Source organism: Asanoa sp. NPDC049475, from assembly GCF_040676915.1.
GTDB lineage: Bacteria > Actinomycetota > Actinomycetes > Mycobacteriales > Micromonosporaceae > Asanoa.
Window position 1 is genome coordinate 26,693 of sequence record NZ_JBFAPY010000010.1, and the last position, 15,594, is coordinate 42,286.

The window sequence follows — 15,594 nt, forward strand, 5'->3', positions numbered from 1 at the left end:
ATCCTCTCATCAACGCCTCTCAGGAGGCGTGGATGACCGTGCAGATGGCTGGCCGTTCGTCGGTGGTCCTGATCAGGTAGACGTAGCGCTCGCCGGGCACGCACTGGCCACCGCTGTCGAGAAACTCCCACTCGACAGTGACCAGCGAGAGCACCTGACTGAGCCGCTGCACGTCGTCGATCTTCGCGTGCGCGGCGACGAGCTGCCGATCCTGGTAGTCGGGCGCCGCGCCGATGAAGGACAGGGCCACGGAGGCCGGCGACGAGAAGGTGAACGTGTACGCGTCGGCGACAACGCTGCTGGGCAGCGCGTAGCAGCCCGCGATCGCCGGGACGTCGCCCGCGGTCAACGCGGACCCGTACCGATGGAAGAAGTCGGACAGGACGTCAAGGTCGGTCTTGGCGTTCACGGGTGTTCTAGTTGCCGGCGGCGTGTCTGCGCAAACCCGGTGGGGCTGGCAGAGTGGGTGTCATGACGACCGCGGTCGACCTGCGCGCTCCGCTGGCCCGGTACGCGTCCTTGCTGCACGGGGCCGCCGGCGCTGGACACCATGTCGCCTCGCCGCTGGGTGCGTGGCTGTTGGCGGCGCTGTGCGCGCCGGTCGGGTCGTCCGAGCTCGAAGAGGCGCTCGGCATCGATCTCGAGAGCGCGCGCTCGGTGGCCGACGGTTTGTTGTCGGACCCGCACCCGGCGGTCCTGTCTGCGGCGGCGCTGTGGCTGGCGGGGCCGCCGACACCCGCGATGTCGACGTGGTTGGAGGCGCTACCGACGCCGGTCACGACGGGTCCGCTGCCGTCGCAGCCGGTTGCCGACGCGTGGGCCGACGAGCACACCCTCGGCCTGATCAAGAAGATGCCGGTGACGCTGACGCCGGACACGATCCTGCTGCTGGCCACGGCGCTGGCGACGAAGGTCTCGTGGGTCCAGCCGTTCACCCTGGCGCCGTCGTCCCGGTTCGGCGTGTCGAGCCCATGGCGGGGCGCGGTCTCTCAGGTGCTGGAGATGCCCGACCATTTCCACGAGGCGTTCATCGTGCGGGTGCCTTCGCTGGGGGACGTCGGGGTGCACACGGGGTACGCGGCCGAAGGGCTGCGCGTGACGTCGGTGATCGGGCCGTCGGATGCTTCGCCGACCTCGGTCTTGGCCGCGGCTTACGACGTCGCGGTGGCGGCCGCGACGCGCGGAGCGCTGGACCGGCGGTCGCTGTTCGACCTGCCGCTGGGCGAGGGTCCGGCGTGGACGCTGACGGAGGAACCGGTCCAGACGGCAGCGCCGGGTGGCCGGGAAGAGGTGCACCGGGTGCTGCTGCCGGCCTGGTCGGCGGAGAGCAAGCACGACCTGAGCCGTCCGGAGCTGGGAATTCCCGCCGCGGCCGAGGGTGCGAAGCGGGCTCTGGGTGCGCCGGGTGGTCGTTATGAGGCGGCCCAGTCAGCGATGGCCCGCTACAGCCGGGTGGGCTTCGAAGCGGCGGCGGTGTCGTCGATGGCGGTCGCGGTGGGCTTCCCCATCCCTCAGGACGGCCTGCGGAGGACGGCCGAGGTGCGCTTCGACCGACCGTACGCGGTGGTAGCGGTAGCGGACCGCCCGTGGCAGGACGGCTGGCAACCGAACACCTCGGAAGGCTCGGCCTGGCTGGGCCTGCCGGTCTTCTCGGCCTGGGTCGCGGAGCCCGCCGAGGCGTCTTAGGTCACGCGTCCGCTCAGCGCGAAGGGCACCAGTTCCCCACCGCACAGGGCTGGGTCAGATGCGGCCGGCGGCCATGTCCATCAGGCGGGCCAGGACCTTGCCGCGGGAGACGGCTCCGCCGTCGTGTTCGTATTCGTTCGTTACCCAGGCTCTGGTGTTGCCTACCGCCGCCGCTGTCGCCAGCGACAGCTCAGCGTCCACGTACATGTCGTCGAAGTAGACGGCCGCCGCTACCGGGATCTCGTTGGAGGCCAGCCGTCCCGGGTCGTAGAGGTCCGGCCAGTCGTCTGCTTCCGCGAGCAGGTCGGCGGCGCCCGCGAACGGGCGCAAGGCAGCGATGTCCTGGAACATCCACGGGTACATCATTTCGCCCGTGAACAGCAGCGGCGTCGCGTCCGTCGCGAACTCCGGGCGCGTCTGGATCGCGCGTTCGGCTGCCCAGCGGGTCGGGCGCCCCGACTGGCCGTAGCAGTATTCCTGCAGCGCGAACAACGGCGAGTCGATGAACCCCGTCCGCGTCATCACCTCGTGCAGGAACAGGTCCGACAGCGAAGAGCCGTGCCACGCGTCGTCCAGCAGCCAGTGCAGGCGCTCGTAGCCGTCGCCCATGCCGAAGGCGTTTCCCAGCACGCGGAAGCGGTTCACCGTCAAGCGGTCGCCGTTCGGGAGCAGGACCCGCGACGACGCCAGGTGGTCCGCGATTCGCGACACCGCGGCCACGTCCGCCGGATAGCGCGCGTAGTACGCCGCGTTCTTCGCCGCCACTCGCGGGTAGGTCCGGGCGTACACGTCGTCGGCCGTCGCCGTCAAGCCCGGCAGGCCGCCTGTCACGTAACACGCCCGCAGACCCGACGGTGCCAGGCTCAGATAGGTCAGCGTGACGAAACCGCCGTAGCTCTGGCCGAGCGACTCCCATTGCCGGTCACCGAGCAGCGACCGGCGGATCAGCTCCGCATCCCGGACGATGCTGTCCGCGCGGAAGAGCCGGACGTGGTCGGCGAGCGCACGGTCAGAAAGGCCCGCGACCGTACGCCCGCTGATCGGGGTGCTCCGCCCCGTTCCGCGCTGGTCCAGCAGCAGCACCCGGTGCGTCTTGCACGCCTGGCCCAGCCAGCTCTCGTTCGGCCCCGACGGTCTCGGCGACTTCGCGCCTGGGCCGCCCTGCAGGAACAGCAACCACGGCAGGTCGTCGCCGGCCCGGTCGGTGGCCACCACCTCCCGGGCGAACACCTCGAGAGAGCCACGGGATGGGTCCGCATGGTCCAGGGGCACCGGGAAGCTGTGGTCGGTCAGCACCAGGCCGGGAATGCGTGTCACCCAGACCAAGCTACGGGATCTCCACGGCGATCTCTTCGCCGAGTTGACCGCCGCCCTCCAACACCAGCTCGTCACCGCTCCAGAAGCGGCCCGGGTCGTACCAGTTGGGTCGTCGGCCCGCCGGCAACAGGCCCATCGCCTCGTACGTCACCGCGACGACCTCCGCGCAGTACGCGGTCTCGAGCCGGGCGTCCGGTGGCGCCCCGTCCGCCTGCGCGTCGCCCGCGAAGAACCCGGTGCGCAGGTCCGGCACCCGGCCCCGTGCCCAGCGCCACGCCAGCCGGGCCGTCGACGGGAACGGCGTGCCGTCGAGCCGGGCGATCGTGCGCAGCACCGCGTTCTCCATCTCGGAAGACACCGGCGTCTGGAGTTGCCGCAACCACGCGCGCTGGCCGTAGCGGCGCGCCCAGACCAGGACGGCCTCCCGCAGATCGTGCAGCTGCACTCCGCGCTGGAACGTGCCCGTCCAGTGGTCGCGCAGCGAGCGCCCGAGCTCCGCGTGCCACATCAGCGCCGGCAGGTCCTCGATGACCACCGACATGCCGACGTGGTTGACCGGGCTGTTGGTGGCGAGGCGGATCGCGCGGTCGGGCACGGAGCTGCCGCGGAACAGCCACACATCTCCGGTGCGGGTCAGCTCGACCGCCGCGTCAAGGGTGATGGCCATGCCCTCTACCCTATGTGGAATGCGATGGTGGAAGTGGCTGGGCGTTGCCGGGCTGGTCGGAGTGGCCGCTACCGGGGTCGTGGTGGCGCGGGCCGAGCGCAAGCGCCGGAACTACACGCCCGACGAGATCAAGGCGAAGCTGCGCGAGAAAGCGAAAGCGGTCAGCTGACCGCCGGCATCTCCTCGAGCTCCGCCCCGCCCTTGCGCTGCACGGCGCTCGGGTCACAGACGAGCGTCACGCGGTACGACAGCGCGACGTTGGACAGGATCTCGCCGCGGATCCACAGGCAGACGCCGACGCCCTCGTCGTCGCCGGGGTGCTCGTAGAACTCGACCTCCGGGGCCGACAGCCCGCCGAGCAGGCCCTGCGTGCCGCGCTCGGTCGGGGCGACCTGCAGCACGCCGGCCGTCACCTGCACCTCGACGCTCTCCAACTGGTCGGCGTCGTACCAGTGGGTGTCCGGCAGGAAGAGCCGGGTGTCGACCGGGCGCTTGGCGTACGCGCCGCCCATCAGACCGGTCTCCTCGTCGGGCTCGTCGCCGAGGTAGGCCACGCCCGCGTAGTCGGTGCGCAGTCGCCGCTCGTCGGTCTCGAAGTCCGTCACCAGGACGTCGATGCGGGGCTGCGGCTGAAGGTGCACGTCGGTCACGCGCCGCACCTTAGCACCGCCCGGCCACGCGCCGTTCACGCGGTGGGTTCGAGAAACTCCAACCGGTTGCCGTGCGGGTCGAAGCAGTGGAACCGCCGGAAGCCCGGCAACTCGTCGTTGGCCCACGTCACCTCGTGCCCAACGGCAGCCAAACGCGCCGCCAACGCGTCCAGATCCGGCCAGATCAGCCCCGGATGGGCTTTTCGGGCGGGTGCGAACGGCTCCTCGACGCCCAGGTGGAGCTCGATCCCGTTGCCGACGAACCAGCAACCACCCCGACTGGCCAGCGCGTCCGGCTTCGGCTTCACAGCGAGACCAAGCACACCGGAGTAGAACGAACGGAGAACGTCCTCGGTGCCTCTGGGGCACGCGATCTGCACGTGATGGATCATGCCGGACAGCATGACCCCGGCTTGACCACAAAACAAGACGGACGTACGGTTTACTTGCGTCCGGTTAGCCGAACCTAAGCCCGGCGAGCGCAGCCTGCTGCGAAAGACTGATGCGAAACAGGCGGAGAAGGAGTAAGACGTGGCGAGCCTCGACACCTTCGGTGCGAAGAGCCAGCTGCGCGTCAACGACGCGAGCTACGAAATTTTCAAGATCACGACGGTCGACGGGCACGAGCGGTTGCCCTACAGCCTCAAGATCCTGCTGGAGAACCTGCTCCGGACCGAAGACGGTGCCAACATCACCGCCGACCACATCCGGGCGCTGGCGGGCTGGGACCAGGACGCCGACCCGAGCGTGGAGATCCAGTTCACGCCGGCCCGCGTCCTGATGCAGGACTTCACCGGCGTGCCCTGCGTGGTCGACCTGGCCACCATGCGCGAGGCGGTGCGGGACCTCGGCGGCGACGCGAGCAAGGTCAACCCGTTGGCCCCGGCCGAGCTGGTCATCGACCACTCGGTGATCGCCGACCTGTTCGGCCGTGAGGACGCGTTCGCGCGCAACGTGGAATTGGAATACCAGCGCAACCGCGAGCGCTACCAGTTCCTCCGCTGGGGCCAGACCGCGTTCAACGAGTTCAAGGTCGTCCCGCCGGGCACCGGCATCGTGCACCAGGTCAACATCGAATACCTGGCTCGTACGATCATGGAGCGCAACGGGCAGGCGTACCCGGACACGGTCGTCGGCACCGACTCGCACACCACGATGGTCAACGGCCTGGGCGTCGTCGGCTGGGGCGTGGGCGGCATCGAGGCCGAGGCCGCCATGCTCGGCCAGCCGGTCTCCATGCTCATCCCGCGGGTCGTCGGCTTCAAGCTCTCGGGCGAGATGCCGGCCGGCACCACCGCGACCGACCTGGTCCTCACGATCACCGAGATGCTGCGCCAGCACGGCGTCGTCGGCAAGTTCGTCGAGTTCTACGGCCCGGGCGTCTCCGCGGTGCCGCTGGCCAACCGGGCGACGATCGGCAACATGAGCCCGGAGTACGGGTCGACCATCGCGATCTTCCCGATCGACGAAGAGACGATCACCTACCTCGAGCTGACCGGTCGCGACGCACAGCAGGTCGCGCTCGTCGAGGCGTACGCCAAGGAGCAGGGCCTCTGGCACGACCCGGAGCGCGAGCCCGCGTACTCGGAGCGCCTGGAGCTCGATCTGGCCACCATCGAGCCGTCGCTGGCGGGTCCGAAGCGCCCGCAGGACCGCGTGCCGCTGGGCAGCGCGAAGCCGCTGTTCCGCTCGGTGCTCACCGACTACGTCACGCCGACCGGGCCGGCCGACGAGGCGTCCGAGGAGTCGTTCCCGGCCAGCGACCCGCCGGCCAACGACCACGACGACCCCGCTGACCAGCCGCGCAGCCACGAGTCGGCCGCCGTGGGCGCCAACGGACGCACGTCGAACCCGGTCCGGGTCACCGGCGACGACGGCACCGAGTTCGAGCTCGACCACGGCGCGGTCGTGATCGCGGCGATCACCTCCTGCACGAACACGTCCAACCCGCAGGTGATGATCGGTGCGGCGCTGCTGGCCCGCAACGCGGTCGACAAGGGCCTCAACCGCAAGCCGTGGGTCAAGACCACGCTGGCGCCGGGCTCCAAGGTCGTCATGGACTACTACGAGCGCGCGGGCCTTACGCCGTACCTGGAGAAGCTCGGTTTCCACCTCGTCGGCTACGGCTGCACGACGTGCATCGGCAACTCGGGCCCGCTGCCCGAGACGATCTCGGCGGCCGTGTCCGAGCACGACCTGTCGGTGGTCTCGGTGCTGTCCGGCAACCGCAACTTCGAGGGCCGGATCAACCCCGACGTCAAGATGAACTACCTGGCGTCGCCGCCGCTGGTGGTCGCGTACGCGCTGGCCGGCACGATGGACATCGACCTGGTCAACGAGCCGATCGGGCAGGGCTCCGACGGGCAGCCGGTCTACCTGCGCGACATCTGGCCGTCGGCCGCCGAGATCGAAGAGGTCATCGGGCGGGCGATCGCCAGCGAGATGTTCACGCGCGACTACGCCGACGTGTTCGCCGGCGACGAGGCGTGGCAGAGCCTGCCGACGCCGAGCGGTGACACGTTCGCGTGGGACGCCTCGTCGACCTACGTGCGGAAGCCTCCCTACTTCGAGGGCATGGCCCGCGAGCCGCAGCCGGTCTCGGACATCCAGGGTGCCCGGGTGCTGGCCAAGCTCGGCGACTCGGTGACGACGGACCACATCTCGCCGGCCGGTGCGATCAAGCCGGACTCGCCGGCGGGTCGCTATCTCGCGGACCACGGGGTGCAGCGGCACGAGTTCAACTCGTACGGCTCGCGGCGCGGCAACCACGAGGTGATGATCCGCGGCACCTTCGCCAACATCCGGCTGCGCAACCAGCTCGTGCCGGGCGTGGAGGGTGGCTTCACGGTCAACCACCTGACCGGTGACCAGACCACGATCTACGAGGCTTCCGAGGCGTACGCCGCCGCTTCGGTGCCTCTCGTCATCCTGGCGGGCAAGGAGTACGGGTCGGGCTCGTCGCGCGACTGGGCCGCCAAGGGCACGATGCTGCTGGGTGTGCGCGCGGTGATCGCCGAGTCGTACGAGCGGATCCACCGTTCGAACCTGATCGGCATGGGCGTGCTCCCGCTCCAGTACCCGGCGGGCCAGACGGCCGAGACGCTGGGCCTGACGGGCACGGAGACCTTCTCGTTCACGGGAGTGGAGGCCCTCAACGACGGGTCGACCCCGCGTACGGTCTCGGTGACGACCGACACGGGCGTCTCGTTCGACGCGGTTGTGCGCATCGACACGCCTGGCGAGGCCGACTACTACCGGCACGGTGGCATCCTGCAGTTCGTGTTGCGCAAGATGCTGGAGAGCTGATCTTCCTGGTCACTGCTAAGGGCCCCCTGGAGCACAGGGGGCCCTTCGCTGTGCAAGGCTCGATGCATGGACGACAAGACCGTGCTGACCCGGATCAACGACCTGGTCCAGGAGGAACACCAACTCCGCACTCAGGTGCAATCCGGCCAGATCTCCTCGGACGACGAGCGCACCCGGCTGCGCCAACTCGAGGAGTCCCTCGACCAGTGCTGGGATCTGCTCCGCCGGCGTCGGGCCGCCCGGGCGGCAGGCGCCGACCCGGACGCCGTCAACGCGGAGCCGGTCTCCGAGGTCGAGGGCTACCTCCAGTAGTCAGAACTCCCACGCGGTCGCGCCGTGCGGCTCGGCGGTAGCCACCCCGACCGCACGGCGCAACGCGAGCCGGTACAGGTGCCACGGCGCCGGACCGGCACTGGGCGCGCTGTACGGCGCGGTGAACGCGTCGCCCTCGACGTCCGCGGGCCAACCACCGGCGTTGTACACGTCGGCGAGCCTGCGCAGGGTCGGCTGGTCGGTGACCCGAACGGCCGAGCCCTCCAGGGTCAGGTCGACGCCGGGCAGCCGGACGGACAGGCTGCAGGCGGGGTTCTCGGCGAGGTTGCGCGACTTGCGCGTTTCGGGACCGCTGACGAAGTAGAGCACGTCGTCCACCCACACAGCCCCGACACCGGCCGAATGCGGACGCCCGTCGGGCCGCACGGTCGCGACGAAGAACGTCAGGTCTTCGGTGGGCGTGGTAGCGACAAGCGCATCCCGACAACGGCTCCAGGGCAACGATGGATTGCCGTAACGATCAAGGTTCCGTGTCACTCTCGGCGAGGCCATGGTGTCCTTCATACCCATTGGTCGTACGGGTGGGCCGGGATTTCGACAAAGGCGCCGGCTGTCATCGCGCGAGATGGCCGCGCAGGGTGTTGTGCCTGAATTGATAGACGCCACCAGCGCGCCGGAGCAAGCCCTTCGCGCGGGCATCCTCCAGGAACTCGAGGAGATGCCAGGGCAGCTCTCCGGAAAGCGCCAGGCGGGCGCGCACGCACAGAAACCACGCCGAGGCACCCAACCCGAGCTTTCCGCCGAGCCCGAGAATCGCGCCCAGCGCCAAACCGAGCAGGCCGACCCGCAGCGCGCCGCCGAGGAACCCGTAGATCGTGGCATCGCCGAACGTGAGAACCAGGGTGCCGTAGCCGTTCATGGAACCGCGAAGCCCTTCCCAGAGACCATACGAGAGACCTAGCAGGAGGCCACAGGTCAGGACGCGGAAGACGTATCCGTTCCGGTCGTCGCGGAGAAGGCGCTGTGGCGTCGGGACGCGATCGACGTCGGCCGGGTCGCGAGACCAGCGGACCAGGCCGACGGCGGCTCCGATGCCAGCGACACCGAACCCGATCACGCCGGCGGTGATGGCCACGGTGGACGCCGTCGACCCGCTCAGCACCGCGGGGAAAGCCGCCCAGAGTCCGGCTCCCGCGAACAACAGCCCGGCCCAACGCAGTTCCTTGACGAGGCTCCACCACCGTCCGCGCAGGCGCAGGTTCAACCTGTCCGGAACCGCAGGCGGCCGGCAGAGCCCGGCGACGATGCCGAAGGCGATGCCCCCGGCGATCACAGCGCCGAGAAGGCCTTGGCCAAGGCCCACGAGCAGGCCACCGGATGACGCCGTCAGGCCGTCCGGACTTGCCGACAGGTCGTCCGGCAGCACGTGTGCGAAGCCGGCGCTCAGTCCGCTGATCAGACCGAAAGCCACTCCGACGGCCGTCGCGACGCCGGCCGCGCAGACTTTGACTATCGCCTCCTCCCCGACCATGCGATGCAGCCGCCACCAGGCGATGTCCTCCGTTCCCTCGGACTCGAGATGGCGTGCGACGTTGCCGAGCCACCTCCGTGCCTGCACGGGGTCCCAGCGACGAGATAGGCCGGGCCCGGTCGCCAGCGCGTCGTCCGCGTAGGCGGTCGTGACGAGGCTGTCCAGCAGACGGTGTTGGACCGCATCGACGCTCTCGAGTCGCAGGAGATCTGACGGGTCGATCTGCGCCCTTCTCGCGGTCGCCAGGAGCATCGGGTTCCGCAGCGCCTCAGCCAGTGCGCTGTTCTCCTGCTCTCCGAGTCGCCCGAATACGCGTCGCCATTCCGTGCTCGTCTGTGGATTCGTCGTCAGGAACCGCTCCGCGTCAGCGAGCTCGACCGGAAGCAGTTGCACGACGGCGGCGTTCGAGATGACGCGTCCGCCCGCGCCGGCCGCTTCCCTGTACTCCCGCGTCCGGCAGGTGAGTATCAAGCGCGTCCGCGGGTCGAGCCGGTCGATGGCGTCGATCGCGGCTGCCCGCGCCACGGTCGGCATCTCGTCGAGGCCGTCGAGCACCAGCAGGATGCGTCCTGATCTGATCAGCTCCCGCGCGAATCCGGCCGGGTCGGCGCGTCCGGCCTGCAGGAACGGGTACTGCGAGACCAGTTGACGTGCTGCCCAGTCGAACAGCTGGCGGTCGCCCGGCGACTGTGGTCGCCAGGAGGCCACCGAGAGGATCACCGGGACCGGTGCCTGCTCGGTCCGCGTACGCAGGATGTCCACCGTCGCGAGGATGGCGGCGGCCGTCTTGCCCGCGGCCGCGGCACCGATGATCACGAGCTGCCCGCGTTCGGACCTCAGGAAGCTGGACCCGATGTCCGCGACCAGACCGTTCTCAGGAAATCGCGTGTCGCCGCAGCCGGTAGGCGTCGTGGCCGGCCTCGTGGCCAGTGAGCCGTGAAACCGTTGCCAACGCGTCCGGATGGGGTCGGGCCTGGTGAGCTCGCGAGTGGCGGCCTCGTCGGTCCATTGGTCGTGCCCGACCCGGGCCAGACGCTCGACCGCGGAGTCCGTCGACCGCGCCTCCTGCATGGGTGCGGACGCCAGGCGCTGCCGGATCTCCGAGCGGACGACCACGACGCTCAGTGCCACCGTGATCGGCCAGGCCAGCCACAACCATCGCTTCCAACTCTCGGGAAGCTGACCGGCGGCCACGTTCTGGGAGATCGCCAGCATCGACGCGGCCGTCACGACGAGCCCGATCCGCCAGGCTGACTGACGCGTCATCAGCTGCGTGCCGTCCGCTCCATCCGTTCAGCCTTGGGCAACGGTTGATGTCGGGCAATCGTAGAGGCGTCCGGAAGTCCGACCCGAGCGGCCATCCGCGCCGACGCCCAGCCGTTAGGCTGCCGGGATGTCGACCTCCGCCGTCGCCGCGGTGCTGCGGCTTCCCCAGGTTCGTCATCGGCTCGCGTTGGGTGCGGCGCTCGTCGGGTGTTTCGTCTGGGTGATGGTGGTGGTCGGGCTCGCGTTCGCGCTGGTCGAGCGGGGCGTCGAGCAGTGGTGGACCATGCTCGTGTTCGGGCTGGCGATCCTTGTCGTCGCGGTCCTGGTCGGCCGTAGCTTCCGGGGCGCCCCGACCGCGGGTCCGGCGCTCCGCGCACCGATCCCCGTCGCTGTGGCTGCGTCCGGCGTGCCCCGCGTCGCGGTCGAGCCGCTCAGTCCGCGCGAGCGGGAGGTGCTCGCGCAGCTGGCGGCCGGGCGGTCCAACCGCGAGATCGCCGCCGCGCTCTATCTCGCGCCCGGGACCGTCAAGGCCCGGGCTGCTCGACGGCGAGAATAAACCTCGCTAAACCCTTAACACCACCGTTCGGCAGACGTCCGCGGCCCGCTCACCGGTGAGACGCTCGTGGCCATGTTCGTGCCGAGCATCCCGGTCGCGATCGCCGCGAACGTGCCCGCCGAGCTGCTCGTCGTGCCGGGTCTGCTGGTCCTCGGCTGGCGCCCCGGGATCCGCCGGCTCCTCGTCGTGGCGGCGGCCGCGCTGTACCTCGTACACCGCGTCTGGACCTATCTGGTCTTCACGTCCGGGCGGCTGGACTTCGCCGAGACGGAACGCGCGACCACGCCCCTGACCGCGGCCGAGCGTGCGGACCACCTGGACCAGCTGCACCTCGACGATCCACGCTGGATCCTCAATCTGGTCATCTTCGCGCTGTTCTTGGGCGCGGCGCACTTCCCGCGGAGCGCGCGGCCCCGCTAGCCCGCGGGCGGCTACTGTTTCGGTCGTGTCGATGGACGGAGCGTTGGCGATCGCGCGGGTGTTGGCCCATTGCGGCGGGTCGCCCGAAGCAGCGGTGACCGTCATCGTGCGGGCGGTAGCCGCCGACCCGCGCGGCTCCGAGCCGTGGTCGGCGCTGGAGGACCTCCGGCGAGCGCTGCCGGAGGAGGTCGCTGCCACCGTGGCGACGGCGAACACGGTCGGACCCGTGGTGGCCCGCGCCTACCTGTCCTTCGTGGACGGTGATATGGACGAGGCGGCGATGTCGCTGGGCTCGGTCACCGGCTTCCAGCCGGAGGTGCCGTGGGCCGCCGCACCGTGGTTCGGCGACGAGCGGTTCCTCGGCACGGTGACCGCGGCGGCGTTCGCCGAGGGCACCATGCGCATCAGGGACCACGGCCGAGACCTTCGGACCGACGCGGTACGCGCGAGCCTGGCCCCGTGGCTGGCGGCGATCGACGTGGTGTGCGACCGGGACCCGGACCCGGAAGCCATGGCCCGCATGGCGATCCTGCTGCGCGCCTGCGGCCACGTCGAAGCGTCGTTCGCGCTGTGCGACCGGGCCGACGCGCTGCGACGGGTGACGTTCACCGAGGTCGTCCGCGCCGGCACCTGGCGGCAGCTCGGCAACCGGCCCGAGACGGCGGCCGCCTTCCGGCGTGCCCTGGCGCTCGATCCGGCGAACTGGTCGCTGCACCTCGACCTCGCGGATCTGGCGGCCGAGGACGGCGACTTCGCCGAGGCCGCGACCCTGGCCACCCGCGGCGAGGAGCTCGAGCCGGACGACATCACGATGCGCGCGGCGGCCGCCGCGTACCGGTCCCGCTCGACGGGATCGGCCGCCGACCTCGCGACGCTCAGAGAGCTGGCGCCGAGGGTTCCGGACGCCTACCGCCGCACGCTCCTCGGCTACGCCGAGGGCTTCTAGGCCTCGCTCGGCTCGGCGACCCAGGCCGAGAAGACCGGCAGGCCGTCCCAGGCGGTGCCCGCGGTCGAGTGCGGCCGCTGGGGGCGGGCGGCGAAGGCGACCACGGCGTACGGGCCGGTTCAGGTCGTGCTTGCTGCGGGCCGACCACGCCGGCAGCACCACGCGGTACCGCTCTTCCCTGGCGTCGGACGCCGTCGTCCGCAGGGGTTCCTCGGTGATCGTCCACAACGGTCCCTCGCCGAGCGGCAGGTCGAACAGCGACCGCCGGTCGGGGGCGCCGTACGCGGCCTTGATCAGCTCCACGGGCCGAATGTCCGCCGGGCCGATCACCGACGTCACCCGCAAGCCCTCGGCCGCGACCGCCGTGTGGACCGCCACGTCACCGACCGCCGGCACGCGGGCGATGAACGCGTTCGGGGCGGGCGCTGCCAGCACCTGGTCCACGGCGGCGCACCACGGGCTCGCCGGGCCGAGACGGGCGGCCGCGTACCGTGCCAGCGGCCCCCGCAGATCATCGACCGTCATGTGCGGCACTGTGGCACGCGGCGTCAATGGCCCTTGAATGCCTCCGCCAGCCACCACGACCCGCCGTCGGACACGACTTTGGCGTCGACCACCAACGGGCCGGACGGGGCCGCCAACCATTCCGTGACACCGCTCAGGTCGGCCGCCACCCGCACGGTCAGACCACGGGCGCCGAATCCCGTCGCCAGCGCGGCGATGTCGGTGTCCGGGAACGTCACCGTGTCCAGGTCGGCCTCGGCGCCGAAGTGGTGCACCTCCGCCCCGTACGCGGCATCGTTGTAGACCACGCACAGCAGCGGGATGCCCAGGCGCACAGCGGTTTCGAGTTCCGCGACCGACATCAGGAAGCCGCCGTCGCCGGCCGCGAGCACCGGGAGGCGCTCCGGGCGGGCCAGTGCGGCGCCGATCGCGGTGGCCAGGCCGAGCCCGATCGACTGGAACGCCTGCGTGAAACAGAAACCGAACTCGTCGGGCACGCCGAGGTACGCGCTCGGGTAGCCCATGAAGTTGCCCGAGTCGATCGAGACGATGCGTTCGGCCGGCAGCAGCGTGTCCAGCGCCCGGCTCAGCACCCGCGGGTCGATGCGGTCGCCCGTCGAGAGGTCGTCGGTCGGCTCGTCGTTCCACCGTCCGCGCGCGGCGATGCTGTCGGCCACCTCGGGCCGGCGGTAGCCCGGCACCGCGTCGCCGAACGACCCCAGCACCGCCTCGGCCGTGGCGCCGCTGTCGCCCACCACGCCGAGGTCGATCGGCCGGTGCGTGCCCAACGCGGCGGCGTCGACGTCGACCTGCACGACCTTCGCGCCGGGGCCGATCAGCCGGCCGTGCCGCATCGTCCACATGTTGAGCGCGCAGCCGAAGCCGACGACCAGGTCGGCCTCCGAGATCAGTCGGGCCACGGTCGGAGAGGCGAAACCACCCGAGATCCCGAGGGCGTACGCGTCGTCGTGGAAAAGCCCGTTCGCCACCGCCGAGGTGGCCAGCAGCGAACCCGTCGCCGCACCGAGGCGCCGCAGGGCCGGCCCGGCCTCGCGGGCGCCCCGGCCGGCCACGATGACGGGCCGGCGGGCCTGCCGGAACAGGGCCGCCAGCGCGGTCACGTCGTCGGCCGACGGAACAACCGGCGCCGGCCGGGGAGGCGGCGGGACCGAGGCCGGAGACGCCACCGCGGCCTGCACCGACAGCGGCAGGTTCAGCACCACCGCGCGGCGCTCGTCACGGGCCGTCCGCCACGCCCGGACCGTGTCCTCCACCACCGACTCGCCACTGTGGACACGCTCGGCGACGGCGCCCAGGCTTCGGGCGTACCCCATCTGGTCCATCGCGAAGTTCGACGTGGCGCCGCCGGCCTCCGCGGCCAGCACCACCAGCGGCGTGCGGCTCTTGGCCGCCTCGCAGATGCCTGTCGCCGCGTTGGTCAGCCCGCAACCCTGGTGCACGGAGAGAAGGGCGACCTGACCGGACATCCGGGCGTACGCGTCGGCCATCGTCGCCGCGCCGCCCTCGTGCCGGGTGGCGGTGAACGGCACGCCGTTGGCCCGCAGCGCGTTGGTCACGTGGAAGTTGCCGCTGCCGACCACCCCGAAGCAGTGCCCGACGCCGAGCGTGGCCAGCGTGCGGCCGACCACGTCGGCGACGGTGGTGGGCACTACTGGCCGTCCACGAGCGCCAGCACGCGGGTCGGGCTGCCGGTGCCGCCGACGATGGGCAACGGGGCGACGACGACGAGAGCGCCTGTCGGCGGAAGCTGCGCGAGGTTCTGCAGCGAGGTGATGCCGTACTTGTCGTTGCCGAGCAGGTGGAAGTGCGCCGGGAACGGCGGCTCCAGCCCGCCCGCGTTGCCCGCGTCGATGCCGACGGTCTCGACGCCGAAGCCGGAGATCGGCGTCTTGGCGAGCCACTCGGCACAGGCGGCGGTGATGCCGGGCGTGTGCGAGCCGTTCTCGTCGGCGTTGAGGAACCGCTCCTGGTCGTGGGCGTACCTGTCCCAGCCGGTGCGGTAGAGCAGCCACGTGCCGGGTGCGAGCTCGCCGTGCTCGGCGATCCAGGCCTCGACGTGGTGCACCTCGAGCAGGAAGTCAGGGTCGGCGGACGCCTCGGCGGTGAAGTCCATGACGGCCGCCGGACCGACCAGCCGCGCGGGCGGGATCTGCGAGACGTCGTGCCCTTCCCGCCCACTGATCCAGTGCACGGGCGCGTCGAGGTGCGTACCGATGTGCTCGCCGGTCCGGATGTTGTGGTGCTTCCAGAACGGCCCGGGGGTGTCGTAGGCACTCACCTGCTCGAGACTGAAGTCGACCAGGTTCGCGAACGGCTCCGGCAGCCGCAACGTGGGCGTGCTCGACGACAACGGGTTGGTGAGATCGACGACCCGGATCGCCCCGGATCCCAACGCGGAGACCAGATCAACGACAGAAGTCATGGCGCCATCCTGCCCCAGGCGACGATCAC

16 protein-coding genes are annotated in these 15,594 nt (G+C 70.8%); 7 read left to right on the plus strand and 9 right to left on the minus strand.

Annotated features, from left to right (window positions below; genetic code table 11):
- Positions 1–19: 19 nt before the first annotated feature.
- Positions 20–409 (minus strand): hypothetical protein, encoded by a 390-nt coding sequence (locus AB0J88_RS34010; RefSeq protein ID WP_364349263.1) that lies wholly within the window; start codon positions 407–409, stop codon positions 20–22.
- A gap of 62 nt (positions 410–471) precedes the next feature.
- Here AB0J88_RS34010 and AB0J88_RS34015 point away from each other — a divergent pair, with 62 nt between their 5' ends.
- The gene (locus tag AB0J88_RS34015; protein WP_364349260.1) at positions 472–1,686 is read left to right on the plus strand and encodes a hypothetical protein; all 1,215 of its coding nucleotides are present in this window, start codon (positions 472–474) and stop codon (positions 1,684–1,686) included.
- A 54-nt stretch (positions 1,687–1,740) separates the two neighbouring features.
- Here the strand turns inward: AB0J88_RS34015 and AB0J88_RS34020 are convergent, their stop codons facing one another.
- Together AB0J88_RS34020 and AB0J88_RS34025 are read right to left on the minus strand one after the other, a co-directional pair.
- Positions 1,741–3,003: an alpha/beta fold hydrolase gene (locus AB0J88_RS34020; RefSeq protein ID WP_364349257.1), complete on the minus strand. Its 1,263-nt coding sequence runs from the start codon at positions 3,001–3,003 to the stop codon at positions 1,741–1,743.
- A 10-nt stretch (positions 3,004–3,013) separates the two neighbouring features.
- Positions 3,014–3,670: a hypothetical protein gene (locus AB0J88_RS34025; RefSeq protein ID WP_364349254.1), complete on the minus strand. Its 657-nt coding sequence runs from the start codon at positions 3,668–3,670 to the stop codon at positions 3,014–3,016.
- Positions 3,671–3,689: 19 nt separating this feature from the next.
- Between AB0J88_RS34025 and AB0J88_RS34030 the strand changes: the two genes are divergently transcribed.
- Positions 3,690–3,839 (plus strand): hypothetical protein, encoded by a 150-nt coding sequence (locus AB0J88_RS34030; RefSeq protein WP_364349251.1) that lies wholly within the window; start codon positions 3,690–3,692, stop codon positions 3,837–3,839.
- On the opposite strand, the gene AB0J88_RS34035 is transcribed toward AB0J88_RS34030, so the two are convergent.
- Positions 3,832–4,320: a hypothetical protein gene (locus tag AB0J88_RS34035; RefSeq protein WP_364349248.1), complete on the minus strand. Its 489-nt coding sequence runs from the start codon at positions 4,318–4,320 to the stop codon at positions 3,832–3,834. The two genes, AB0J88_RS34030 and AB0J88_RS34035, sit on opposite strands and share 8 nt — an antisense overlap.
- A 35-nt stretch (positions 4,321–4,355) precedes the next feature.
- Positions 4,356–4,712 carry a VOC family protein gene (locus AB0J88_RS34040; protein ID WP_364349245.1) on the minus strand — a complete coding sequence of 119 codons (357 nt, stop codon included), beginning with the start codon at positions 4,710–4,712 and terminating at the stop codon, positions 4,356–4,358.
- A 139-nt stretch (positions 4,713–4,851) separates the two neighbouring features.
- Here AB0J88_RS34040 and AB0J88_RS34045 point away from each other — a divergent pair, with 139 nt between their 5' ends.
- Both AB0J88_RS34045 and AB0J88_RS34050 read left to right on the plus strand, forming a co-directional pair.
- Positions 4,852–7,626: an aconitate hydratase gene (locus AB0J88_RS34045; RefSeq protein ID WP_364349242.1), complete on the plus strand. Its 2,775-nt coding sequence runs from the start codon at positions 4,852–4,854 to the stop codon at positions 7,624–7,626.
- A gap of 66 nt (positions 7,627–7,692) precedes the next feature.
- On the plus strand, positions 7,693–7,938 hold the full coding sequence (locus AB0J88_RS34050; RefSeq protein WP_364349239.1) for a DUF2630 family protein: 246 nt from the start codon (positions 7,693–7,695) through the stop codon (positions 7,936–7,938).
- Here the strand turns inward: AB0J88_RS34050 and AB0J88_RS34055 are convergent, their stop codons facing one another.
- Together AB0J88_RS34055 and AB0J88_RS34060 are read right to left on the minus strand one after the other, a co-directional pair.
- The gene (locus AB0J88_RS34055; protein WP_364738122.1) at positions 7,939–8,598 is read right to left on the minus strand and encodes a pyridoxamine 5'-phosphate oxidase family protein; all 660 of its coding nucleotides are present in this window, start codon (positions 8,596–8,598) and stop codon (positions 7,939–7,941) included.
- Positions 8,513–10,696, minus strand: a complete 2,184-nt coding sequence (locus AB0J88_RS34060) for a hypothetical protein (RefSeq protein ID WP_364349233.1) — start codon at positions 10,694–10,696, stop codon at positions 8,513–8,515. Before AB0J88_RS34060 ends, AB0J88_RS34055 begins: the two co-directional genes overlap by 86 nt.
- 127 nt (positions 10,697–10,823) lie before the next feature.
- On the opposite strand from AB0J88_RS34060, the gene AB0J88_RS34065 reads away from it, so the two are divergent.
- From AB0J88_RS34065 to AB0J88_RS34075, 3 genes are all read left to right on the plus strand, one after another.
- Positions 10,824–11,252: a helix-turn-helix transcriptional regulator gene (locus tag AB0J88_RS34065; protein ID WP_364349230.1), complete on the plus strand. Its 429-nt coding sequence runs from the start codon at positions 10,824–10,826 to the stop codon at positions 11,250–11,252.
- Between the two features lie 72 nt (positions 11,253–11,324).
- Positions 11,325–11,672 (plus strand): hypothetical protein, encoded by a 348-nt coding sequence (locus AB0J88_RS34070; protein WP_364349227.1) that lies wholly within the window; start codon positions 11,325–11,327, stop codon positions 11,670–11,672.
- 31 nt (positions 11,673–11,703) lie between these two features.
- Positions 11,704–12,618 (plus strand): tetratricopeptide repeat protein, encoded by a 915-nt coding sequence (locus AB0J88_RS34075; RefSeq protein ID WP_364349433.1) that lies wholly within the window; start codon positions 11,704–11,706, stop codon positions 12,616–12,618.
- Positions 12,619–13,166: 548 nt separating this feature from the next.
- Here the strand turns inward: AB0J88_RS34075 and AB0J88_RS34080 are convergent.
- Together AB0J88_RS34080 and AB0J88_RS34085 are read right to left on the minus strand one after the other, a co-directional pair.
- Positions 13,167–14,792: a thiamine pyrophosphate-binding protein gene (locus AB0J88_RS34080; RefSeq protein ID WP_364349224.1), complete on the minus strand. Its 1,626-nt coding sequence runs from the start codon at positions 14,790–14,792 to the stop codon at positions 13,167–13,169.
- Positions 14,792–15,565, minus strand: a complete 774-nt coding sequence (locus AB0J88_RS34085; protein ID WP_364349221.1) for a cyclase family protein — start codon at positions 15,563–15,565, stop codon at positions 14,792–14,794. The genes AB0J88_RS34080 and AB0J88_RS34085 overlap by 1 nt, the downstream gene beginning before the upstream one ends.
- Positions 15,566–15,594: the final 29 nt, after the last annotated feature.

Coding starts and splice junctions, on each gene's coding strand:
- AB0J88_RS34040 (WP_364349245.1), bottom strand. CDS start 4,712: ATGATCCATCACGTGCAGATCGCGTGCCCCAGAGGCACCGAGGACGTT.
- AB0J88_RS34050 (WP_364349239.1), top strand. CDS start 7,693: ATGGACGACAAGACCGTGCTGACCCGGATCAACGACCTGGTCCAGGAG.
- AB0J88_RS34025 (WP_364349254.1), bottom strand. CDS start 3,670: ATGGCCATCACCCTTGACGCGGCGGTCGAGCTGACCCGCACCGGAGAT.
- AB0J88_RS34085 (WP_364349221.1), bottom strand. CDS start 15,565: ATGACTTCTGTCGTTGATCTGGTCTCCGCGTTGGGATCCGGGGCGATC.
- AB0J88_RS34055 (WP_364738122.1), bottom strand. CDS start 8,598: ATGCCCGCGCGAAGGGCTTGCTCCGGCGCGCTGGTGGCGTCTATCAAT.
- AB0J88_RS34070 (WP_364349227.1), top strand. CDS start 11,325: ATGTTCGTGCCGAGCATCCCGGTCGCGATCGCCGCGAACGTGCCCGCC.
- AB0J88_RS34015 (WP_364349260.1), top strand. CDS start 472: ATGACGACCGCGGTCGACCTGCGCGCTCCGCTGGCCCGGTACGCGTCC.
- AB0J88_RS34065 (WP_364349230.1), top strand. CDS start 10,824: ATGTCGACCTCCGCCGTCGCCGCGGTGCTGCGGCTTCCCCAGGTTCGT.
- AB0J88_RS34075 (WP_364349433.1), top strand. CDS start 11,704: ATGGACGGAGCGTTGGCGATCGCGCGGGTGTTGGCCCATTGCGGCGGG.
- AB0J88_RS34060 (WP_364349233.1), bottom strand. CDS start 10,696: ATGACGCGTCAGTCAGCCTGGCGGATCGGGCTCGTCGTGACGGCCGCG.
- AB0J88_RS34030 (WP_364349251.1), top strand. CDS start 3,690: ATGCGATGGTGGAAGTGGCTGGGCGTTGCCGGGCTGGTCGGAGTGGCC.